Here is a 22,323-nt window from a genome sequence, read left to right as displayed (position 1 = left end):
TCTTATTTTAAAACCCAAGAATTGCTTTTATCATGGAAGTCGTTTCTCCACCGCGGTAAAATACGTAAAGTAACAAGTAAACTGCTACACCGGTAATCGAAGTAAAGAACCAAACAATACTTGTAATGGGGCCTAGCCGGCGATGAAGAGAAAGATTATTTTTATAACCTGTTATTAAAGAAATTACACCTAATACTGCACCAATGGTAGCTAATGTGATATGAAATACTAAAAAAACGGTATAATATATTTTAATATTATCTGGGCCGCCGAATGAAGTATTTCCTATAAAAATGGTTCTAGAAGCATAAATAATAAAGAAAATTAGGGCAAATAAGCTTGCCATGAACATTGTCTTTTTGTGAGCCTCTATTTTTTTTTGCTTTATTTGCCACCAGCCGATAGCAACTGTAATCCCGCTTAAAACAATAAAGGTGGTACTTATTGTTGGTAATATCGGTAAGGAATTCATTAATAAGTCCTCTCTTTTTACATTTTTCTATAATAATAGTAGTGTATTTTCCCCTTGTTTTCAATCTAAATCCATTATTGACCAATGTTCAATGGCTGTGTTAAAGTGGCCTGTTGATTTCCGCTACAGGCGGCTTCGCTTTCCGCGGGCGGTTCGGGGAGCCTCCTCGGCGCTAAAGCGCCTGCGGGGTCTCCTCTGTCCCGTACTCCCGCAGGAGTCTCGCGCCTTCCTCTCCAATCAACAGAATGACAAAATTAACAATGTTCCTTAACACAGACTACTATAAAAAAATCTCCCAAGTGTCTGGGAGATTATTTGATCAGCGATGGATTCAATGATTGCTTCAATTCCCTGTCAGTTTCTGCTTGGTCTTTTCGGTACCATTCAAAGAAAACATGTCCAAGCATCAAGCCGTAAATGATTTCTTGGATGATTTTCATTAGCACACCGCCAAGCTGCTGGTCATGGATCAACGACATCGAACTAAACAGCTCAGGCCCGCTTAAATTTAAACTATCAAAGTTAGCAGTCCCCACACATAAGCTCATGACCTGTCCCCAAACATGTGGATCAGAATAAGTAGCATAAATAGGTGTATCAGCAAAAATAATAAGCGCACATGCAGGGGTTAACAGAATACCATCGGCAAATATATAGCCGACCTTTTTCAAACCGTTTAAGTTTTGATGTTCCGGCATTTGATTAATTAATGGCCACCACATAAAAATAGCAACAACAAACAAAAGAATGGAATAACCCGCATGCAGCCAAATATTTTGCATCACGTGATCGAAAATAATTGGAACATGGTAAAACGAAAAGAATCCATTAAATAGAATTAAAGCAATCAGTGGTCGTGTAAAAATCTTAAACAAAGAGTTGATTACACTAACACTAAAAAGCTTTCTCCAAATCCAAGTCGGTACACCATAAATAAAAATGGGCGGAACGATTAATACTAGGGCGGCCATTTGAATCATGTGCACCCAAAACATAAGGTGGGCAAGTAAATCAATAGGAGATCCCTTGATCGCATATAGAAGAACCATCGATACAAAAAATAATAAACCCTGTTTCTTTGTTAAAGGTTCACTGCCAGGAAATAAACTCCTGAATTTAGTAGTCAGGATAAAAAATCCCGCAGTTAAAACTGCCAATATTACTAAAAAATAAGGGCTCCAAAGTGCTTTAAAACCAAATATGTCTAAAGAAAGCACCGCATATCACCTCAGTATAAATTAAAAATAGCACAGCTCTATTATACCCTTGGCCTAATTGAGAAGCAAAGCGATGAAATTTTCCAGTTTTAAAAAAGAAAATCGGCCAAAGCCGATTTTCTTTTTTATCTATTTACCACCAAATAATCGTTGAAAAAGCTAATACTGTTATCGCTCCAACTAATACACCTGAATACAGGAAAAGCGATGGAGCTTCATGGCCTTTATGGCTCATATGCATGAAATAGTAAAGCTGAAAAATTACTTGAACAACAGCTAAAAGGATAATAAATGGAACTGTAAACCAAGAAGTAAATCCTTTAATAGCTACAGCCGCAAATGCAATTAAAGTCAAGAAAATCATTAGCGCAAAGGAAACTACCTGATATCTCATCTCTTCCGCATTTTTCCGGCGTCGATATTCAATGTCAACTCGTGGATTACCAGAATTTAATTGTGGATTTGCCATCTTTTATCCCACCATCCCCATTAAATATACTACGGTAAAGATAAAGACCCAAACAACGTCGATAAAGTGCCAGTATAAACTAAATACATAGAACTTTGGCGCATTGTAAAGGTTTAAACCGCGTTTTGCATTGCGCAGCATTAGGGTAATACACCATAACAAACCAAATGCAACGTGTCCACCGTGGAAGCCAACTAATGTATAGAAGGCAGATCCAAATGCACTGCTTGTGAATTTATGGCCTTCATGAACATAATGGCTAAACTCATAAACCTCTAGGCCTAGGAATCCGGCACCTAATAAAGCCGTAATTCCAAGCCAAACCATCATTTTGCTAAAAGCAAAGTTTTTCATGTGATACATTGCGTAAACACTTGTTAATGAACTCGTTAATAACAGCATAGTAGCCACAAATGTCAGCGGCAATTCAAATAAATCCTTTGCTAAAGGCATGTTTGTATTCGGTACTTTATCCTTCAATGCAAGGTAAGTTGCAAAGAGTGAGGCAAAAAGAACTGTCTCTCCGCCTAAGAAGAACCAAAAACCTAAGAATTTATTTTTCGCTTCAAGGGTTGATTTTTCCGGCGCAGCAGGCCATGTTTCATAAGTGAATTTTTCTTCAGCGTGCATTATGCCTTAACCCCCTTATCATCTTCGTCCATAAGCTCTTCTTTGTGAATATGGAAACCATGGTCATCTTTGACTGAACGAGTGAACATTGCGCCGAAAGTAATAAATAAGCCTATAATCATTACTGGCAATGCCCATGATACTTTATCTACATGATACATTGCACCAAATGCGGCAATGAATAATCCTAAAGACATAATAAACGGTAAAAATGATGAATTAGGCATATGGATATCACCTAGTGGTTCAGCAGGTGTCATACCCTTTTTACCTTCCATTTTTTCAATCCAGTATGCATCTAATCCACGAACAAGTGGCAGCTGCTTAAAGTTATAGAATGGCGGAGGTGATGGAATCGCCCATTCCAATGTTCTTCCGTCTCCCCATGGATCATTTCCAACTTTAACATTTTTAACGGAAGTCATGATGATATTGATTAACATAACTATGACACCAACAGACATAAATGCTGCTCCAAGTGAGCTAACCGCGTTGGCTGTCTCAAAACCTTGACCTGGAAGGTATGTGAATACACGGCGTGGCATACCCCATAGGCCTAAGAAGTGCTGGATAAAGAATGTCATATGGAATCCAATAAAGAAAGTCCAGAAGGTAATTTTACCTAATGTTTCATTCAACATTGTACCAAACATTTTTGGCCAATATAGGTGTGTACCAGCTAAGAGAGCAAATACTACACCACCGACAATAACGTAGTGGAAATGAGCGACTACAAAATAAGTATCATGATACTGATAGTCAGCTGCTGCAGCTGCAAGCATTACCCCAGTTACCCCACCAGCCACAAATGTCGGAATAAAAGCAAATGCGTAGTGCATTGGAGTCGTGAATTTCACACTGCCTCCCCACATCGTAAACAGCCAGTTAAAGATTTTTATACCTGTAGGTACACCAATTGCCATTGTTGCCACAGCAAAGATCGCATTGGCTACTGGTCCTAAACCTGTTGTAAACATATGATGTGCCCAAACCATGAATCCTAAGAAACCGATTAACACGGTTGCAAACACCATTGAAGAATAACCGAATAGACGTTTTCTTGAAAACATTGAGAAGATTTCAGAGAAAATACCGAAAGCTGGTAATACAAGAATATATACTTCTGGGTGACCGAAAATCCAGAAAAGATGTTCCCAAATAACTGTATTACCGCCCATTGCAGCTTCAAAGAAATGAGATCCAAACATACGGTCAAACATCATTAACACAAGGCCAACTGTTAATGGCGGGAAAGCAAATAAAATTAATGCTGAAGTTACAAATGTTGACCATGTGAACAAAGGCATCCTCATATACGTCATACCAGGTGCACGCATATTGATGATTGTAACAAGGAAGTTAATACCACCCATCAACGTCCCAAAACCTGATATCTGCAAACCTAAAATATAGAAGTCAACACCATGTCCCTTTGAGGCAATGGCAAGTGATGCATATGAAGTCCATCCTGCATCAGGTGCGCCGCCTAAAAACCATGAAAGGTTAAGGAACACTCCTCCAAAGAAGAATAACCAAAAGCTTACAGCATTCACAAATGGAAACGCCACGTCGCGGGCTCCTATTTGCAATGGCATTACCGCATTCATAAAGGCAAAAATCAGCGGCATTGCTGCAAGGAAAATCATCGTAGTTCCGTGCATTGTTATAATTTCATTGAATAATCCTGCACTTACAAAATCATTATTTGGCACTGCAAGCTGGATGCGGATAAATACTGCCTCAATTCCGCCTACTATGAAGAATAATCCACCTGCAATGAGATATAGGATAGCGATTTTTTTATGGTCAACGGTTGTTAAAAAGTCCCATAAAGTTGCGCCGAATCCCTTTTTTTGAGCATAGGTACTCACAATTTTACCTCCCTTTCAACCAATTCCCCTTTTATTCCTGAACCTTTAATCCCATTAAATAATCTGCTAATGCATCAATTTGATCATCGGACAGGTTACCATATTTACCAGTCATCAAGTTACCTGGCTTATACGTTTCAGGATTTTCAATCCACTTTTTCACATTTTCTTTATTATGTTCCATTATACCCGCTACGCGAGAACGGTCACCAAAGTTTGATAAGTTTGGTGCGATTCGTGCAGTATCAGGCATTTTGTTAGCAGGTGTAACGGCGTGACAGCCGATACAGCTCTTATTAAAAATTTCTTGTCCTTCTGAAGCTGCGGCAGTTGACGCTTTTAACGGTTCTTTTACATCTTGCATTGCCGTTACCCAAGCATCGAACTTATCCTTGCTAATTGCTTTTACTTTAAAGTCCATCAAAGCATGGGATGGACCACAGAGCTCCGCACATTTACCATAGAAAAGATTTCCTGCATCGTTTGCTTTTTTATCATCGAACTCAAGCCAGAATTTATTGACATTTTCAGTATTGACATCCATCTTTCCACCAACAGCTGGAATCCAGAATGCGTGTTTAACATCTGCTGACTTTAAGTTGAAATATACTTTTTCATTTGTAGGAACAACTAGTTCATTACTTGTTACAATTTTCTGTCCTGGGTATTCAAAATCCCACCAGTATAAATGGGCACGAACGTTTACCACGAGTGCCTTTGAATTCTTCTTGTCCATCGGAGATACATCTGCAAGCTTAAATGTAGCTGCCACAGTTGGAACAGCGAGAACTAAAAGTAAGAGAATCGGAATAACTGTCCAAATAATTTCTAGTTTGTGACTACCTTCAACCTGTTTTGGAATTGTCTCGTCTTTTCTTCTAAAACGGATAAAAACCAAGACGAAAATAACCATTACTACAATGATTACTCCAACCATTATCAATGTACTAAGCTTCATTAAATCATATTGCATGTCTGCAACTTCACCGGCAGGATTCAACGTAGAAAGGTACGGTTCACCACATCCGGAGAGTACAAGCGCTAAAATCGCAAACAACGATATCAAACGCCACTTTGCAAGCCTTTTCATAGCTTAATCAAACCCCTCTTTCGCTTATAAATTCTTGAATTTTTTTTGACCAAAGAAGTATGTAGGATGATTCTTCCCTATTCAATAAAAAGTACTATTGTTCACAGGAAAGAATCGTTTAGCAAAACTAAATTAATGTAACTAAAACCATCGCCACAAAAATAATAGTTAAATATTGCAATGAATAAACAAACATTAGTTTTGCCCACTTTATGTCATCTTTGATCCTATATCCATAAATCCCTAACACCAGCCAGCCAATATTTAGTATGGTAGCTAGAATTAGAAATGGGATTCCTAATTTAGTTAGAAAAATTGGGATTGGCAACAAAAGCGCCACCCAGATTAAAATATGAATTTTTGTGGTTTTAAATCCTTTAACCACAGGAAGCATTGGAATTCCCGCTGCTCTGTACTCCTCAACCCTTCTCATGGCAAGTGCATAAAAGTGTGGCGGCTGCCAAACAAACATCAGGACAAATAAGGCCCATGCCATTGGATCAAGATTTCCATCTACTGCTGCCCAACCAATTAATGGCGGAACTGCTCCTGAAATACTCCCGATTATTGTGTTCGATACCAATTGGCGTTTTGACCACAGTGTATAGAGGCAAACATAACTAAAAACTCCAAGCAGTCCAATTACTGTTGCAGTCCAGGTAGTAAAGAATAAAAACAGTGTTCCCAGTCCAATAAGTAAAATACCCAAGCCAAGAACTTTTACCGGAAGTACCTTCCCTGTTACTGTAGGTCTAGCCTTTGTTCTATCCATTAAATGGTCAATATCCCGATCCACGTAATTATTAATTGCACATGAACCAGCAATAATGAGTGAGGAACCTGCTACTGTATAAAATACAATATCAAGGTTATTTAAAAAGCTTTGCCCTGAAAAATGCAGTGCCAGCCATAAACCCGAAAAGGTGGTAATAAGATTAGAATTCACAATTCCAATTTTTATTAGTGCCATAAAATCTTTCCAAACAGAAGTTTTTTCTGTATCAGCATGAAGGCTTGAAGTACCATTCTCAAGGGTGGCATCTCCATAAGCCTTTGGGTTGGACATATTTTTTCCTCCTAATCCTTAATAACCAATATTCACTAACAGAAGCGTATCAATTCTACTTTTATTTTTCTATTTCCATTAATTTCCGTGATTTCAACAACACTTTCTCTGTATATTAAATCACACTTTGCGATATTTTTGTGAACTTTTTTTGAATAATTTTTGACTAATTTGTGTCAATGGCTATTCACTGCTTATTATACTGCATTTTTTAAAATCTAGTTAAAAAATAATATGTATTTTCCAATCCTCCATACTAGTTCTAACAAACTCCATATAGAGTTTCAACGTTTTTCACTATAATAATAGTGTAAAATATAAATTATTTATTAGGATATTTTGACTAAAAAATTTACCTTAAAAATCTTGACTGAAATTCTGTTCTTTTTCCTTTTTATTCGTTATGATGGGATAGGTACTTTTAATCTTTCTACTTTTTTCATTCATTATACTGTCAAGGAAATTCTTTGACAAATGATTGAACTTTTTTAAGAGGTGAATTTTTTGCGACGCTCTTTGAAGTGGTTGGCTGTAGCCACTACAATCGTAATGATCTTTATATTAATTGGAGGGGCTTTAGTTACAAAAACTGGTTCTGGAATGGGATGCGGCCACACTTGGCCTTTATGTCATGGTAAGTTTTTACCTTTAGAAATATCTCCTAAATTAATCATTGAACTAGCCCATAGGCTTGTCTCAGGTGTTGGTGGAATTATGGTGTTAGTTCTATCCATTTGGTCCTGGAAGGAAATTGGTGATATAAGGGAAACAAAATTTCTTTCTTTACTTTCATTCTTTTTTTTACTTCTGCAGGGCTTAATTGGCGCTGCCGCTGTGAAATGGGGCCAATCTGATTTTGTGCTTGCCTTGCATTTTGGGATTTCGCTCATTTCGTTCGCATCTGTGTTTTTATTAACCTTGCTTATTTTTGAGGTTGATAAAAAATTTGAAGCAGAAAAACTGGTAATTGATAAGCGAATGAGATTCCATATTGTAGCGGTATCTATTTATAGTTATCTGGTCATTTATTCCGGAGCTCTTGTGCGCCATACAAAATCAAGCCTTGTTTGCCGGGATTGGCCATTGTGCCTGAATGACGCCCCAGCGCTTCCAAGTAATATGTACGAATGGGTGCAAATGGGACATAGGGCTGCAGCAGGAATCATTTTTATCTGGATTGCCTATATTACTCTTTTAGCCGTTCGCCATTATAAGAACCAAAAAGTTCTATATTGGGGCTGGATTATTGCCTTCATCCTTGTCTGCTTACAAGTGATTGCAGGAGCTTTGATTATTTTTACCAGCTTAAATCTATATATCGCTCTGCTGCATGCCTTCTTTATAACATGCCTGTTTGGTGTTTTAAGTTACTTTATCCTTTTATATTCGAGGACAAAAAGGAACCACTAAAAAGAGCTGCCGAAATCTTTTCGGCAGCTCTTTTTTTAAGCCTTATTTAATTCAAGCAATAAATCCCCCGTCTGAATAGCATCTCCATTTACTACATAGATGTCCTTAATTACCCCTGTAAATGGTGCTTGAACGGTAGTTTCCATTTTCATCGCTTCTGTAATCATTAAATGATCACCGCGTTCTACCCTTTCCCCTTTCTCTACCAGTACCTTAATAACTGTTCCTGGCATCGAGGCCGAAAGATGGAGTTCATTTTTTGGATCAGCTTTTAACCTGGATAATACCGTGGCTTTAATACTTTCATCTTTAATAACCACTTCACGAGACTGTCCATTTAATTCAAAATACACAATTCTTGTTCCATCAGCTTGGGCCTGACCTATTGAGACAAGCTTTACAATCAGTGTTTTTCCTGTCTCGATCTCTACTTCTATTTCTTCACCCAATCGCATTCCATATAAAAATGTTGGGGTGTCGAGTACTGAAATATCTCCGAATTGTTCAACCGTCTTGATATATTCCAGAAATACCTTAGGATACAGTGCATAGGAGATAATTTCAAAGGTAGTAACCTGTCTGCCAAGTTCTTGATATAACTCTTTCTTTAGCTGTTCAAAATCAATGGATTCTAACAGCTCTCCCGGTCTGACCTCTAATGGTTTTTTTCCTTTTAAAATCACTTTTTGTAGTTCCTCAGGAAAACCTCCATGAGGCTGTCCAAGATATCCCTCAAATAATTCAATAACAGAATCAGGAAAATCAAGTGACTGTCCCTTTTGTAACACATCCTCCTCTGACAGCTCATTTTGCACCATGAATAATGCCATATCGCCGACTACCTTTGAGGAAGGGGTAACCTTAACAATGTCTCCAAACATCTTATTTACACGGGAGTACATATCTTTAACTTCATCCCACTGTTCTCCCAGCCCGACTGCTTTTGCCTGCTGCTGAAGATTACTGTATTGTCCCCCAGGCATCTCATGCTGATAAACCTCGGAATGCGGTGATAATATCCCACTTTCAAAATCCTGATAATACTTACGGACATCCTCCCAGTAATAGGATAACTTTTCAAGTGCAGCGATATTAACGGCCGGTTTCCTGTTTGACCCTTCTAGAGCGTAATGTAAAGAATTAGCACTTGGCTGGGAGGTTAAGCCCGCCATTGTACTTAGTGCCGTATCCACGATATCTACACCACCAGCTATGGCACGTGCATAAGTGAAAATTCCGTTTCCACTGGTATCATGTGTGTGGAGATGGATTGGAATATCAACCGCTTCTTTTAATTCAGATACTAGCCTATAGGCTGCTTCCGGCTTCAATAAGCCTGCCATATCCTTTATTCCTAAAATATGAGCCCCTTGTTTCTCAAGTTCTTTAGCCAATGTTTTATAATAGGCTAGATTATATTTGGTTCTTGTTGGGTCCAAAATATCACCGGTGTAACAAATGGATGCCTCCGCAATTTTTCCTGTTTGTCTAACGGCATCAATGGCCGTTTCCATTCCCTTTACCCAGTTTAAGCTGTCGAAAATTCGAAACACATCAATTCCGGCAGAAGCCGATTGCTGAACAAACTCTTTAATTAAATTATCAGGGTAGTTTTTATAGCCGACGGCATTCGCACCGCGTATCAACATCTGAAACAAAACATTTGGAATTTTTTCACGTAATGTTAATAAACGATTCCAAGGATCCTCTTTTAAGAAACGATAGGCCACATCAAATGTGGCACCTCCCCACATTTCAAAAGAAAATAACTCTGGTAAAAGTTTTGCTGCAGGTTCGGCAATGTGAACAATATCTGTTGTCCTCATACGAGTCGCTAATAAGGATTGATGAGCGTCCCTGAATGTCGTGTCCGTTAATAAGACTTGCTTTTGACTTTTAACCCAATCAATCAGTCCTTCAGCACCATACTTATCTAGTATTTGCTTCGTTCCTTCTTGGTATGGCATGTCATATGGTAAGGCTGGAATTCTTGGCTTTGATAATACAGGTCTTTTCTTTTTTTCAATGCCAGGAAAGCCATTTACGGTAACTGTTCCAATATAACTAAGCATTTTGGTTCCACGGTCTTTACGTACGGGAAACATAAACAGCTCAGGGGTTGTGTCAATAAAAGACGTATCATATTCACCATTTCTAAACTTCTCATGTTTGACGACATTTTCTAAAAAAGGAATATTTGTTTTAATTCCTCTTATTCTAAATTCCTGTAAATTTCGAACCATTTTGGAAGCAGCTTGTTCAAAAGATAATGCCCATGTTGAGAGCTTAACAAGCAATGAATCATAATATGGTGTAATCACCGCACCTTGAAAACCATTTCCAGCATCCAGCCTTACCCCAAATCCTCCGCCAGAGCGATAAGCCATTATTCTTCCTGTATCTGGCATAAAATTATTTAGGGGATCTTCTGTGGTAACACGTGACTGAATGGCGTATCCATTCAGCTGGATTTTATTCTGCTCAGGAATCCCAATAATCGGACCATGAAGGTCATGACCTTCAGAAACTAAAACCTGGGTTTGCACGATATCAATTCCTGTTACCATTTCCGTTACGGTATGTTCAACTTGTACTCTCGGGTTTACCTCAATAAAATAAAAGTCATTTCCAGCGACAAGAAATTCAACAGTACCAGCATTTAGGTAGGATACATTTTTCATTAATTTTACTGCTGCATCACATATCCTGCCCCTCAATTCATTAGAAATGGAGACACTTGGAGCAACCTCGACTACTTTTTGGTGCCGCCTTTGTACAGAGCAATCCCTGTCAAACAAATGGACTATATTCCCCTGCTTGTCACCGATGATTTGCACCTCAATATGTTTTGGCTTTTCAATAAGCTTTTCCACATATACTTCGTCATTCCCAAATGCTGCTTTCGCTTCAGACTTCGCACGGTTAAATGCTTCCTTAACCTCTTCACGGCTTCTGACGATTCTCATCCCACGGCCCCCACCGCCAAGTGAAGCTTTAATAATGATCGGGTATCCATGCTTCTCTGTAAAATCCTCTACTTCGGCAAGATTATTTACAGGACCATCACTTCCAGGAATAACGGGAATATCCGCCAACTCTGCCTGCTGTCTTGCTTTAACCTTATCTCCAAACATATCAAGGTGTTTCGAGGTCGGGCCAATAAAAATAATCCCTTCATCTTCACATCTTTTCGCAAAATGAATATTTTCAGACAAAAATCCATATCCCGGATGGATGGCATTGGCTCCGCTTTTTTTAGCAATAGCAATAATACCATTAATATCCAAATAGGCGTCAATTGGTTTTTTGCCTTCCCCAACTAAATAAGCTTCATCTGCCTTATAACGATGATAGGCTCCAGAATCTTCCTTGGAATAAATCGCAACAGTCCGAATATTCAGTTCTGTGCAAGCGCGAAAAACCCTAATCGCTATTTCTCCCCTGTTGGCAACCAACACTTTATTGATTTGTCTAGTCACTAGTAGCACCTCAAATTCTATGTATTTTCAAAAACGCGAGGATCTTAAAAGGCCCCCGCGTTTTGATTACAGATAAAAAACATTTCCATCACGATTCTGTTGTTTTTTTTCAATTTGTTCCTGATTATTTTTATATTTTTTCTCATATTTGACAAACATCGAAACATTAACAAGAATTCCAGTTGCAGCAGCAAGCATTAATAGGGATGAACCACCGTAGCTAATATATGGCAGCGGTACACCAGTTAGTGGAATAATTCCTGATACACCAGCTAAATTGATAAAGGTTTGGATTCCAATCATGCTTGATATCCCAATTGCAAGCAGACTTCCAAATGGGTCTTTACATTGTACACCTATATAAATTCCTCTTAATACAACATAAGCCAATAAAAGAATGACGAAGCCCACACCCCAAATTCCTAGTTCTTCTGCAATAATAGCCATAATAAAGTCTGTATGTGATTCAGGCAAATAGCCAAGTTTTTGAATACTTTTTCCTAAACCAAGTCCATTAACCCCTCCAGAGCCAATGGCTATGTACGAGTTTGCCAAATGAAAACCAGCATCTTGGGCATCAGCAAAGGGATTTTTTAGAACGTGAAAACGGCTCATTTGCTCCGCAGAAAATAACTTTCCAGTTGCCCATAAGACTATTATTACCGGGATAAGAATGATTAGTGCCGATATTACTAATTTAGCAATACTTTTTGGATTCATCCCAGAGGATAAAATGATAGTAGCTGCAATAAGGGCGATGATGAATGCCGTACCAAAGTCTGGCTGAATAATAATAAGAAAACATACTACAAACAAATATACCAAGGGAGGCAGGACACCCTTATTAAATTGATTGATATAGGCTTGCTTTTTTGCATAAACAGACGCTAAATAAATAATCACAGCCAGCTTTACAAACTCGGCGGGTTGAAATAAAAAATTGCCTATTTGATACCAGCTCTGTGCATTATTCTTTGTTTGTCCAAAAACGAATAAACCAAGCAAAATAATAATTGATGCAAATACCATTGGGACCTGAAACCATTTAGTAAACTGCATCATTTTATATGGAATAATAGCTGAAACGATAAAGATCAAAGCAAAACCTAGCAAAAATATTTTTTGTCTTTGATAGAAAAAATCGCTGGCAACTTCATATCTTTGGACAGCATACGCCATACTGGCACTATAAATCATTACCAGGCCAAAAGCACATAATAGGATTATGGCAATTATTAATGTATAATCATAGGATTTTAATATTTTTTTAACCATTTTTTATTTCCTCATTTTCAAAAATAATTTTCATGTATTATTATAATGGATTCTGCTGTTCATTACTTGAGGAAATGTTACCGTTAAGATATTCATTCAATAGAGAATATTCTGAATAAGTTAATTAACAAAAAACCCAAACAATTACATTCCATTGTTTGAGTTAATGACGTTTATTTTCTTAAAGATGCGTCATGCAAGGCGGATAATTCTCTTTCTAATTTATCTAATATCGCCTTTCCATCTTTACCATCTATTAAGCCTAATCGAACAGCAAAGTCTATTTCTCTTGAAAGGCCAAACATTTGCGTATCCAACACCTCTTCATAAAGAGGACATTGAGGGGCCGTGAGATTGTCCATTTGCACTTTGATAAGCTTTAAAATTTTTTCAGCGTCAGCCTGCAATAAAGCAAAGGCTTTTTCCTGGTGATTCACGATCATTTCAGACGCCAACATTCATCCCCCCATTTCAGAGCGATTATTCAACTTATCTATAAATTTTACCTTTTACTATCAAAAATTGCAAGAACAATAAGGTTTACTGCATGGATTATGACATTCCTTTTAAAAAAAGCTATACTTATTATTGTGAACTTTAGGGGGTAAAACTATGGAAAATATTATGATGATTACAGGAAAAGTGAAATATACGATAACTCTTGATCCAGGTGTCTGGATTTTCGACGACCGCCGCGTTGATTTAACCACGTATTTTTCGAAGGAAAAAGAGAATGTGAATGCATTGGAGGAGTATACAAAGGCTGTCTCTAAGCATTGGGATCGTGAGATTACTGAAGGAGCAATCTATCCGCCCACTTTAAAGACAGAGAAGAGCTTTGAAAAAGTAAAAGTTTTGACTGGCACCTTTGGAATTCCTATTAAGCCATTTTTGCAAAATGCGGAACCAGCCGATGATGCTAGTACTCTTGTCGTGCAATGTTCCGACAAGGATTATGAGTTTCCCTTGGATGAGGCCTATGAGTTAATACTGGGCTTTTCTAATAACGGCAAACCATTATCCCTTGACGGTCCTGTTCATGTTTATATGGGAAATGGTTCTAATCAGGAAAATCCTATTAAAAATGTAACAGGGTTCAAGCTTAAATAATAAGACGGGTGCCAAGCGGCGCCCGTTTTATTATTTAAATTATAGTAAATCCGCGGCAAGTCTTGCCAGACCAGATCTTTCCCCTTTTAATAGTTTCACATGGCCTGAAATGACCTGGTCTTTGAACCGTTCCACGACATACGTCAGACCATTGTTATAGGCATCAAGATATGGATGATCAATTTGTTCCGGGTCACCCATTAATACAATTTTACTTCCCTCTCCTACACGAGTTAAAATCGTTTTAACTTCATGTTTTGTTAGGTTCTGCGCTTCGTCGATGATTATAAATTGTTTTGGTAAGCTTCTTCCGCGTATATATGTTAACGCCTCTACCTCAATTGAGCCCATTCCAGCTAAAATAGCATCTAATTCACCTGGTTTTTTGGTATTAAATAGATATTCTAAATTGTCGTAGATAGGCTGCATCCACGGACGCAGCTTTTCCTGCTTTTCTCCCGGTAAAAAACCCAAATCCTTTCCAACAGGTACGATTGGCCTCGCAACCAAGAGCTTTTTATATTCCCGGAAATCCTCTGTCTGCATCAATCCCGCGGCAAGGGCTAGCAAGGTTTTCCCTGTTCCTGCTTTTCCAATTAAGGTGACTAGTGGTACATCCTTCCGCAGCAATAATTCAATTGCCATCGTTTGCTGGACATTCCTTGGATGAATCCCCCATACATGTTCTTGATTTAATACCAATTTCTTTACTTTTTTACTCGTTTTATCTACCATCCCTATTGCTGAAGCTGAACTGCCATTGGAATCTTTCATGATGAGAAACTGATTTGGATAAAATGGATGATTCGCGATTTCTGAAAGAATTAATTCTCCTTTTTCATAAAAACGGCCTAATAACTCAATTGGTATAAATACTTCATAAAAACCCGTATATATATGATCGATTTCCACAACACGGTCATTTAAAAAATCCTCTGCATCTAAGCCAATTGCATCAGCTTTTACTCTGACAAGAGCATCTTTACTGACAAGAATTACCGGTTTTCCATTTTCCTTTGTTTGCTCTTCTAAGTATAAATTTTTCGCCACCGCAAGGATGCGGTTGTCATTAGTTTTTTCGATAAATATGTCTTGAAGCTCATGAAAGGTGCGATGATTTAACTCAATTCTGATTGACCCCCCATTTTCGAGTGGAATCTTTTCATGAAGCTTGCCTGAGGCCCGAAGACCATCAATTAATCTTGATACATGTCTTGCGTTTCTCCCGACTTCATCCATGTACCTCTTCTTTGAGTCCACTTCTTCGAGAACGACTGCCGGAATAACAACTTCATTGTCTTCAAAGGAGAAAATGGAATACGGGTCCTGTAGCAAGACATTTGTATCTAACACGTATATTTTGCTCAAAGCGACGCCTCCGCTTCACTTGGTGTAAGGCTTGTTAAATATGGATTAAACAAACCTTTTGCTAGATTGGACTTTGGTAAAATATATGTTTATTGGAATAAAGATAGAAGACGTTCCGCACAATAAATGTTAACAAGACTTTCTTGAAGGTGGGGTTAAAATGAAGTATTTCTTGATGTCATTTACTATCTGTTTATTTCTTAGCGGCTGTAATACCAATAATAATAAAGAAATTGCCAAAAATGGAAATCAGTCGTTAGTGAATGTTAAAAACAGTTATATTGAAAATGTTGATCGTAAAACAGGACAGCAAATATCCAAGCGGTTAGTCAAATTGGCAACCAGTATACCAAATGTTAATGATGCAACAGCCGTTGTTTTAGGTAAATATGCGATTGTCGGTATTGACGTAAATGCAAAAATTGATCGTTCCCAGGTAGGCTCCATTAAATATTCTGTAGCTGAGAGCTTAAAAAAGGATCCATATGGGGCTAATGCAGTAGTCGTGGCTGACGCTGATACAACCCAGCGTTTAAAAGAAATACAAGCAGATATTAATAAAGGAAGACCTGTTCGAGGGATTATGGAGGAGCTGGCAGATGTTGCAGGCCGCCTAATGCCTGAGATACCAGGAGACTTAATTACACCAAGTCCGAAAAACGCAACTGAAAAACCGGACAAAAAGCTGCCATCAGACGAAGAAAAAAAGCTTAAAAAGGAACAGGAAGACCAATCGAATCATTATAAATAAGGCTCTTTTTGTAACCTTTGTTACATTTAGAACTTTTTAAGGGACATTTAAAAAGTTAATGAAAAAAAGCTTAGGATTTCCTAAGCTTTTCTCATTGCTTCCATAACCTGTCGATCTAATTTTTCTGCTGCATTTTTATCATATGTTTTATCGTATTGAACTTCTGTCACAATTTTTGACCCGTAAAACATTACATCTCTAACTTCTTTAATAGTTATCTCGACCAAAGCCAATTTTAACGGAACTTCAGGAAGTCTTTCTTCTTTAATGATTGCTTCTCCCTGAATTGAATATGTAGATTCGTTAGCAATTAAATTTATGACGGCTTTGTTATTATTTTTAATATTCTCGAGAATTCTCGAACGGTTATCGACTGCAAAGTAAAGCGTACTTTCATCTTTCGCTAGTACCCAGGAAATTGCACTAACATTTGGGCCTCCAGTTTCATGATCAATTGTGGCTAATGTAACGAATCTTTCCTTTTGCAGTTCATCATATAAAGGCTTTATCAGCCTTTCTTCTACCTGATTTGCCATTTTTTACAACCCCTTTATTCTTTCCAAATATCTATTTTAAAACAGACATTCTCATATTACTACTATCCCTTTTTTTTAACAACTTAAACACTTATTTTACGTAACGCCCATTGAACTGGTATAGTATAATAAAATTATTCCATTTTGATAAATAAATTAAGAGGTGCTTTAATGAGAGTGAAATGTGTAATTTGCGATAAAATTGAAGCGATTGAAGATGAGTCATTAGCAGCAAAGCGGCTCCGAAATCGCCCTATCCATACATATATGTGTAAAAGCTGCAGCGAGAGAATTGCTGAGAAAACAAATGCCAGAATAGACACGGGTAATTTTAAGTTTTATCGGGCAAAATCGGAGAAAGATGATTGGTAAAAAGAAAAGCGAAAGCGCCTTGATCAGGGAAAAAAGCAGTTCATTTTTTCCTAGGGGCGACAAGCATAAGACAAGCCGGCGGGAAGTTTGCTTTTTAACCTTTCTCGACGGATTGGCTGTAGACCATCGAGCCCCTAGGCGCTGGAGCTGGAAAAAGAAGGAGGAAGGCATATCCCTTTACGGAATATGCCTTCTTTTTTATTCTTCGATTGGGTAATTCTCATACTTTTCTGGCTCTTGATTAATTTGATTGAGCATTACCTCAATCAATTCACGGGGATACCGCGTTTTTTTATTTTCCCCATTTTGTTGATAAGACAAATAATACATCATATCATCGGTAGTGATTTCTATGTTCGATACATGATGCTGCGAGGATAAAATATCATCAAAAAGATCAAGCGTTTCTTGAGCGGCTGTATCATCGGGACGAGCATCACAGACTATCTTAATCGTAAGCCAATTATAAAGTGCATCCTGTAAGGAATTCATTTTCCTGTTCCCCCGTTATTTTGCTTCCGTCTGCTGCTTCTTTGATTGGTGTAAGCGGATTTTATATATTATTAAGATCAAAGCCGCAACGACAAGACCCTCGGCAACAGGCAAAAAGATTCCCAAAAAAGTAAGAATTGTACACCCTACAAATAAAAAGATGTAAATGATAATTGATTTTCCAAGCGGCAGCTTTTTGGCAAAACCTAGTTTATAAACAACAATTGATAATGCCACAATTGTTAAATATAAAAGCCACATACCGACTTTGGGTTGTTCGCTTACCTTATAGAGTGCAGCAAAGAATGAGAGTCGTTCTGCAACATCCACGACAAAACCTCCTAAATTAACTCATTTCAGCGTATTTCTTCTTTTTCGCCATTTTTTCACGTTCGTTTTTATCAAGAATCTTCTTTCGAAGACGGATTGATTCAGGAGTTACTTCGCAATATTCGTCATCATTTAAATACTCTAATGATTCCTCTAATGTCATGATTCGTGGTTTCTTAATGACAGATGTTTGGTCTTTATTAGCTGACCGAACATTCGTTGCTTGTTTCATCTTCGTAATATTAACAGTTAAGTCATTTTCACGAGTGTGCTCTCCGACGATCATGCCTTCGTAAATTTCTGTTCCTGGTTCAACGAAAATCGTGCCACGGTCTTCAACCTGCATGATACCATAGGTAGAAGCTTTTCCAGATTCCATGGAAACAAGTACACCTTGGTGTCTGCCTCCAACATTTCCTTGTACCATCGGCTGATAGCTATCGAAAGTATGGTTAATAATTCCATAACCGCGAGTCATTGTTAAGAACTCTGTAGTATAGCCAATTAAACCGCGTGCAGGAACATTAAAGATCAAACGAACCTGACCGGTTCCGTTGTTAATCATATCGAGCATTTCACCTTTACGGGCACCAATGGATTCCATCACTGCACCTGTATGCTCTTCTGGAACATCGATTTGAACTCTTTCAATCGGTTCACAACGAACGCCATCAATTTCTTTTACGATTACTTCCGGCTTTGACACTTGAAGTTCATAGCCTTCACGACGCATATTTTCAATCAAAATAGATAAATGCAGCTCTCCACGGCCAGATACAATCCAAGCATCAGGTGAGTCGGTATTTTCAACACGCAAGCTGACATCTGTTTGTAATTGAGCACGAAGTCTTTCCTCAATTTTTCTCGAGGTTAAATACTTACCTTCTCTTCCAGCAAATGGACTGTTATTAACGACAAAAGTCATTTGAAGTGTTGGTTCATCGATTCTTAAAATCGGCAATGCTTCCTGATGTTCAACAGGACAAACCGTTTCACCAACATTAATATCTTCCATACCGGAAACAGCAATTAAATCTCCAGCTTTTGCTTCCTGAACTTCTTCGCGTTTTAATCCAAAGAAACCAAAAATTTTGGTAACACGGAATTGTTTTACAGATCCGTCTAATTTCATCAATGCAACTTGCTGTCCAACCTTCATTGTTCCACGGAAAACGCGGCCGATTCCGATTCTTCCGACATAATCATTATAATCAAGAAGTGCTACCTGGAATTGAAGCGGTTCTTCACGGTTATCAATCGGTGCAGGAATATGATCAACAATGGCATCATACAAGGATTGCATGTTTTCGTCTTGCTTGTCTGGGTCAGTGCTAGCTGTACCATTTATAGCTGATGCATAGATAACCGGGAACTCAAGCTGGTCCTCTGTAGCATCAAGCTCGATAAATAAATCAATCACTTCATCGATTACTTCTGCAGGACGAGCAAAGTCACGGTCAATTTTATTGACAACAACAATTGGTGTTAAGTTTTGTTCTAATGCTTTCTTTAGAACAAAACGAGTTTGCGGCATACATCCTTCGTAGGCGTCAACCACAAGCAATACCCCATCAACCATTTTCATAATACGCTCTACTTCTCCTCCGAAGTCAGCGTGTCCAGGTGTATCTAAGATATTGATTCGAGTATCTTTATACTGAATCGCTGTATTTTTCGCAAGGATAGTAATTCCGCGTTCTCTTTCCAAATCATTCGAGTCCATCGCACGCTCTTCCACGTGTTCGTTCGAACGGAATGTACCTGATTGTTTTAACAATTGGTCAACCAACGTTGTTTTTCCATGGTCAACGTGGGCGATTATCGCTATATTACGAATATCTTCTCTAATTTTCAAAAATTTCCACTCCTGCCTTTATTCTATAAAAAATAAAACTATTTATAGTTTCCCATTTACAACTAAAACATTATACCATAATTAAAGTGGAAACCTAAATGCATTTTATGTAGAATGAAAATAAATATAAATTTGAGGGGCAAAAATAATGAAAAACATTAAATGGCCATTACTGATTTACGCAATTTTAGCAGCAGCAAGCATTATGGGGATAGGCGTTGCCATAAGTGAAAAAAGCATTCTTGGTATTATCGGCTGTATACTGGCTGTGATTGTTATAATGGGACTAGGTTTTTCCACAAAAAAAAGAATGCGTGAAAACGGTAAACTATAAAAAAGAAGCCAATTGTTTTGGCTTCTTTTACCATTTTCCATCCTTTAAATATTCCTTCAGTATCGTTTGGTGAAGACCTGGTTTGGCAGCAAAAAGGGAGTCCTGGGTTAGAAAATCCAGCTTTTCTCCTCTTAAATTTGTAACAATCCCGCCTAGTTCCTCTATTATAACCACCCCAGCAGCATAGTCCCATGGCGATAACCTCATGGAAAGGTATGAATCCACTCTTCCCGTAGCCACGAACACCATTTCAAGGGCAGCTGTTCCATAAGACCTTGTTCCTCTGACAGCCCGTACTAATGGTATCATTAAATTATGATCGATTCGACGATTCTCCATTACCCATGTGGCATTTAAGGCAATTATCGATTCTTGTACGGTCGTTTCCTCTAGGTGAGGAATAGGGTTTTTATTTAAATATGCCCCTTTCCCACTAAATGCATGATATAACTCATCATGTACCACATCATAAATAATCCCAATTTTCCCCACACCATTTTCATACACTCCAAGAGAAATCGCGAAATTCCTTTGTTGATGGATAAAGTTCATCGTTCCATCAATTGGGTCAATTATCCAAACGATGCCTTCAAGGCTTGTCAGTTTGTCTCCAAACCCCTCTTCCCCCATGATTTTATCCTCAGGATAAACCTCTTTTATTCTCGCAATAAAAAATTGTTCTATTTCCTTGTCCATATTAGTGACTAGATCATTAGGGTTTGATTTCGTCTGAATATTTAAGGTTTTATCAAAGGAGGAACGGATCCTGTCACCAGCTTCTATTACCCATTCCTTAGCGTTAGCATAAATACTTTCCCAATTCATGATTCCCCTCCAAATATAAATGGATTATTTTTCAAAATTCCTATGTATTAGTATTTATAGCTTAATCAAAATAATCATCCATATCAACTTTTGGCCGACTTTTATTTATCGCTGCACAATAACAAACGAACTCCCCTCACTGTTTGGAGTTCGTTTTAGATAAGTAGTATATCAATCTTCATTCTAACTTGTTACCCCTTAGAAACATCTCAATTAAAATGCTTTTAATCGTAATAATTCTTGGCGGATTTTTTCTAACTTTTGTTTGCATTCTTTCATTTTCTTTTCATTTTTTTCTTCAATCGCCTCAAATAATACTGCTAATTCATAATCCATTTCCAATCTTAAAACCGCGGTTCTTTCCTTTTCACTTGCTTTTTTTAATGAAGTATTCATCAATTGTTTCACACTTCTCCTCCCCTTCCGAAGATTTTTCCCATTTTTCAGATTATTTTTTTTACTGTATAATATGAGTCAAATTGTTATCTTGCAACAAATATGTGCTCTAACCTAGAAAAGCTTCAAACTTCTTGTCTTTTCCCTGATATGCTACAATATATGACAAATGGCTGGTTGGGGGTAAAGAAATGTTGGATTTCAAAGGATTTACGAATGAAGATTTTGATGTCTTTTTAATAGATGGTTTAGAGGCTAGAATGGAGGCACTAAAAGGAACAATTCGTCCTAAATTAGAAAACTTAGGTGAATATTTCGCACCAACGTTATCACAGATAACAGGGGATGAAATGTTTGTCCATGTTGCTAAGCATGCCAGAAGGACAATCAATCCGCCAAAGGACACATGGGTAGCCTTCGCAAATAATTCACGCGGTTATAAGATGATGCCTCATTTTCAAATAGGCTTATGGAACACCCACATATTCATTTGGTTTGCCGTTATTTATGAAGCTCCACAAAAAGAAGTGATTGGGGCAAGGCTTGCTAAAAAAATAAATAAACTTTTCAAAGAAACGCCAAAAGACTATGTATGGTCAGGTGATCATATGAAGCCTGATGTTTTTATACACGGGGATATGACAAAAAAGGAATTACAATCTCTATTTGACCGTTTTCAAAACATAAAAAAAGCAGAATTATTATGTGGGTATACGATTGGCAGAGAAACCGTAATTGAAATGGGGGCAGATGGACTCATACAAAAAATTGATGAAGTTTTTAATCAAGTAGCCCCGCTCTATAAAATCGCTCAAAACATAAAATAAGAAAAAGCTCCTGAACAAAATTGAACTGCCCCGTAAATGTTAGACACTAAACTAACATTTACGGGGTGTTTTTATGTCCAAATTTAAAACGGAAGATAAGATACAAATTGTATTAAGGTATTTAAAGGGAATTGAAAGTTTTGAAAAA

Annotated in this window: 23 protein-coding genes; 6 read left to right on the top strand and 17 right to left on the bottom strand. The window is 37.8% G+C overall.

The genetic code is table 11. From position 1 onward, the window contains the following. Positions 1-7: 7 nt before the first annotated feature. The 7 genes from LC455_RS28020 to cyoE all read right to left on the bottom strand — a co-directional run bounded on the left by LC455_RS28020 (position 8) and on the right by cyoE (position 6,815). The gene (locus LC455_RS28020) at positions 8-472 is read right to left on the bottom strand and encodes a DUF420 domain-containing protein (protein WP_223595954.1); all 465 of its coding nucleotides are present in this window, start codon (positions 470-472) and stop codon (positions 8-10) included. 311 nt (positions 473-783) lie between these two features. Continuing rightward, the gene (gene ctaG, locus LC455_RS28015) at positions 784-1,689 is read right to left on the bottom strand and encodes a cytochrome c oxidase assembly factor CtaG (RefSeq protein ID WP_223595952.1); all 906 of its coding nucleotides are present in this window, start codon (positions 1,687-1,689) and stop codon (positions 784-786) included. Between the two features lie 133 nt (positions 1,690-1,822). Beyond that, positions 1,823-2,158 (bottom strand): cytochrome c oxidase subunit IVB, encoded by a 336-nt coding sequence (ctaF, locus tag LC455_RS28010; protein ID WP_223595950.1) that lies wholly within the window; start codon positions 2,156-2,158, stop codon positions 1,823-1,825. Positions 2,159-2,161: 3 nt separating this feature from the next. Beyond that, positions 2,162-2,788, bottom strand: a complete 627-nt coding sequence (locus tag LC455_RS28005) for a cytochrome (ubi)quinol oxidase subunit III (protein WP_223595948.1) — start codon at positions 2,786-2,788, stop codon at positions 2,162-2,164. Next, positions 2,788-4,659, bottom strand: a complete 1,872-nt coding sequence (gene ctaD / locus LC455_RS28000) for a cytochrome c oxidase subunit I (RefSeq protein WP_223595946.1) — start codon at positions 4,657-4,659, stop codon at positions 2,788-2,790. The genes LC455_RS28005 and ctaD overlap by 1 nt, the downstream gene beginning before the upstream one ends. 31 nt (positions 4,660-4,690) lie before the next feature. Further along, on the bottom strand, positions 4,691-5,749 hold the full coding sequence (gene coxB / locus LC455_RS27995) for a cytochrome c oxidase subunit II (protein WP_223595944.1): 1,059 nt from the start codon (positions 5,747-5,749) through the stop codon (positions 4,691-4,693). Between the two features lie 127 nt (positions 5,750-5,876). Continuing rightward, the gene (gene cyoE, locus LC455_RS27990; protein WP_223595943.1) at positions 5,877-6,815 is read right to left on the bottom strand and encodes a heme o synthase; all 939 of its coding nucleotides are present in this window, start codon (positions 6,813-6,815) and stop codon (positions 5,877-5,879) included. A 504-nt stretch (positions 6,816-7,319) separates the two neighbouring features. On the opposite strand from cyoE, the gene LC455_RS27985 reads away from it, so the two are divergent. Next, positions 7,320-8,225 (top strand): COX15/CtaA family protein, encoded by a 906-nt coding sequence (locus LC455_RS27985; protein ID WP_223595941.1) that lies wholly within the window; start codon positions 7,320-7,322, stop codon positions 8,223-8,225. Between the two features lie 35 nt (positions 8,226-8,260). On the opposite strand, the gene pyc is transcribed toward LC455_RS27985, so the two are convergent. From pyc to LC455_RS27970, 3 genes are all read right to left on the bottom strand, one after another. Continuing rightward, on the bottom strand, positions 8,261-11,704 hold the full coding sequence (gene pyc / locus LC455_RS27980) for a pyruvate carboxylase (protein WP_223595939.1): 3,444 nt from the start codon (positions 11,702-11,704) through the stop codon (positions 8,261-8,263). A gap of 66 nt (positions 11,705-11,770) precedes the next feature. Further along, positions 11,771-12,979: an FtsW/RodA/SpoVE family cell cycle protein gene (locus tag LC455_RS27975; RefSeq protein WP_223595937.1), complete on the bottom strand. Its 1,209-nt coding sequence runs from the start codon at positions 12,977-12,979 to the stop codon at positions 11,771-11,773. A 173-nt stretch (positions 12,980-13,152) separates the two neighbouring features. Next, positions 13,153-13,434: a YlaN family protein gene (locus tag LC455_RS27970; protein WP_223596031.1), complete on the bottom strand. Its 282-nt coding sequence runs from the start codon at positions 13,432-13,434 to the stop codon at positions 13,153-13,155. A 157-nt stretch (positions 13,435-13,591) separates the two neighbouring features. Here LC455_RS27970 and LC455_RS27965 point away from each other — a divergent pair, with 157 nt between their 5' ends. Next, positions 13,592-14,089: a peptidyl-prolyl cis-trans isomerase gene (locus LC455_RS27965; RefSeq protein WP_223595935.1), complete on the top strand. Its 498-nt coding sequence runs from the start codon at positions 13,592-13,594 to the stop codon at positions 14,087-14,089. Between the two features lie 39 nt (positions 14,090-14,128). Here LC455_RS27965 and LC455_RS27960 read toward each other — a convergent pair whose 3' ends face one another. Next, the gene (locus LC455_RS27960; RefSeq protein ID WP_223595933.1) at positions 14,129-15,457 is read right to left on the bottom strand and encodes a PhoH family protein; all 1,329 of its coding nucleotides are present in this window, start codon (positions 15,455-15,457) and stop codon (positions 14,129-14,131) included. Between the two features lie 160 nt (positions 15,458-15,617). Here LC455_RS27960 and LC455_RS27955 point away from each other — a divergent pair, with 160 nt between their 5' ends. Further along, complete coding sequence (locus LC455_RS27955; protein ID WP_223595931.1) at positions 15,618-16,208, top strand: YhcN/YlaJ family sporulation lipoprotein; 591 nt, start codon at positions 15,618-15,620, stop codon at positions 16,206-16,208. Between the two features lie 80 nt (positions 16,209-16,288). Here the strand turns inward: LC455_RS27955 and LC455_RS27950 are convergent, their stop codons facing one another. Beyond that, on the bottom strand, positions 16,289-16,744 hold the full coding sequence (locus LC455_RS27950; protein WP_223595929.1) for a pyridoxamine 5'-phosphate oxidase family protein: 456 nt from the start codon (positions 16,742-16,744) through the stop codon (positions 16,289-16,291). Between the two features lie 171 nt (positions 16,745-16,915). On the opposite strand from LC455_RS27950, the gene LC455_RS27945 reads away from it, so the two are divergent. Next, entirely contained in the window at positions 16,916-17,116 is a 201-nt protein-coding gene (locus LC455_RS27945) for a YlaI family protein (protein WP_223595927.1), read from the top strand. Between the two features lie 198 nt (positions 17,117-17,314). On the opposite strand, the gene LC455_RS27940 is transcribed toward LC455_RS27945, so the two are convergent. Genes LC455_RS27940 through typA form a run of 3 tightly spaced genes read right to left on the bottom strand, consistent with a single transcriptional unit; the run spans position 17,315 to position 19,793 of the window. After that, complete coding sequence (locus tag LC455_RS27940) at positions 17,315-17,608, bottom strand: hypothetical protein (protein WP_223595925.1); 294 nt, start codon at positions 17,606-17,608, stop codon at positions 17,315-17,317. 15 nt (positions 17,609-17,623) lie between these two features. Further along, complete coding sequence (locus LC455_RS27935; RefSeq protein ID WP_223595923.1) at positions 17,624-17,938, bottom strand: YlaH-like family protein; 315 nt, start codon at positions 17,936-17,938, stop codon at positions 17,624-17,626. Positions 17,939-17,954: 16 nt separating this feature from the next. Next, positions 17,955-19,793 carry a translational GTPase TypA gene (typA, locus tag LC455_RS27930; protein ID WP_223595921.1) on the bottom strand — a complete coding sequence of 613 codons (1,839 nt, stop codon included), beginning with the start codon at positions 19,791-19,793 and terminating at the stop codon, positions 17,955-17,957. 148 nt (positions 19,794-19,941) lie between these two features. On the opposite strand from typA, the gene LC455_RS27925 reads away from it, so the two are divergent. Next, complete coding sequence (locus LC455_RS27925; RefSeq protein ID WP_223595919.1) at positions 19,942-20,127, top strand: YlaF family protein; 186 nt, start codon at positions 19,942-19,944, stop codon at positions 20,125-20,127. A gap of 27 nt (positions 20,128-20,154) precedes the next feature. Here the strand turns inward: LC455_RS27925 and LC455_RS27920 are convergent, their stop codons facing one another. After that, positions 20,155-20,955, bottom strand: a complete 801-nt coding sequence (locus LC455_RS27920) for an inositol monophosphatase family protein (protein WP_440446436.1) — start codon at positions 20,953-20,955, stop codon at positions 20,155-20,157. 210 nt (positions 20,956-21,165) lie between these two features. Then, positions 21,166-21,360, bottom strand: coding sequence for a hypothetical protein (locus tag LC455_RS27915; protein ID WP_223595917.1), 195 nt, complete (start codon positions 21,358-21,360; stop codon positions 21,166-21,168). A gap of 182 nt (positions 21,361-21,542) precedes the next feature. Here LC455_RS27915 and LC455_RS27910 point away from each other — a divergent pair, with 182 nt between their 5' ends. Beyond that, positions 21,543-22,175, top strand: coding sequence for a YktB family protein (locus tag LC455_RS27910; RefSeq protein WP_223596030.1), 633 nt, complete (start codon positions 21,543-21,545; stop codon positions 22,173-22,175). Positions 22,176-22,323: the final 148 nt, after the last annotated feature.

The sequence above is a fragment of the Neobacillus bataviensis genome (assembly GCF_019969725.1).
Note: the sequence above shows the minus strand (reverse complement) of the source record. Positions and strands in the feature narration are given on the sequence as shown.

Coding starts and splice junctions, on each gene's coding strand:
- LC455_RS27955 (WP_223595931.1), top strand. CDS start 15,618: ATGAAGTATTTCTTGATGTCATTTACTATCTGTTTATTTCTTAGCGGC.
- cyoE (WP_223595943.1), bottom strand. CDS start 6,815: ATGTCCAACCCAAAGGCTTATGGAGATGCCACCCTTGAGAATGGTACT.
- LC455_RS27925 (WP_223595919.1), top strand. CDS start 19,942: ATGAAAAACATTAAATGGCCATTACTGATTTACGCAATTTTAGCAGCA.
- LC455_RS28005 (WP_223595948.1), bottom strand. CDS start 2,788: ATGCACGCTGAAGAAAAATTCACTTATGAAACATGGCCTGCTGCGCCG.
- coxB (WP_223595944.1), bottom strand. CDS start 5,749: ATGAAAAGGCTTGCAAAGTGGCGTTTGATATCGTTGTTTGCGATTTTA.
- LC455_RS27965 (WP_223595935.1), top strand. CDS start 13,592: ATGGAAAATATTATGATGATTACAGGAAAAGTGAAATATACGATAACT.
- LC455_RS27975 (WP_223595937.1), bottom strand. CDS start 12,979: ATGGTTAAAAAAATATTAAAATCCTATGATTATACATTAATAATTGCC.
- LC455_RS28020 (WP_223595954.1), bottom strand. CDS start 472: ATGAATTCCTTACCGATATTACCAACAATAAGTACCACCTTTATTGTT.
- LC455_RS27940 (WP_223595925.1), bottom strand. CDS start 17,608: ATGAATTCCTTACAGGATGCACTTTATAATTGGCTTACGATTAAGATA.
- LC455_RS27950 (WP_223595929.1), bottom strand. CDS start 16,744: ATGGCAAATCAGGTAGAAGAAAGGCTGATAAAGCCTTTATATGATGAA.
- ctaF (WP_223595950.1), bottom strand. CDS start 2,158: ATGGCAAATCCACAATTAAATTCTGGTAATCCACGAGTTGACATTGAA.
- LC455_RS27945 (WP_223595927.1), top strand. CDS start 16,916: ATGAGAGTGAAATGTGTAATTTGCGATAAAATTGAAGCGATTGAAGAT.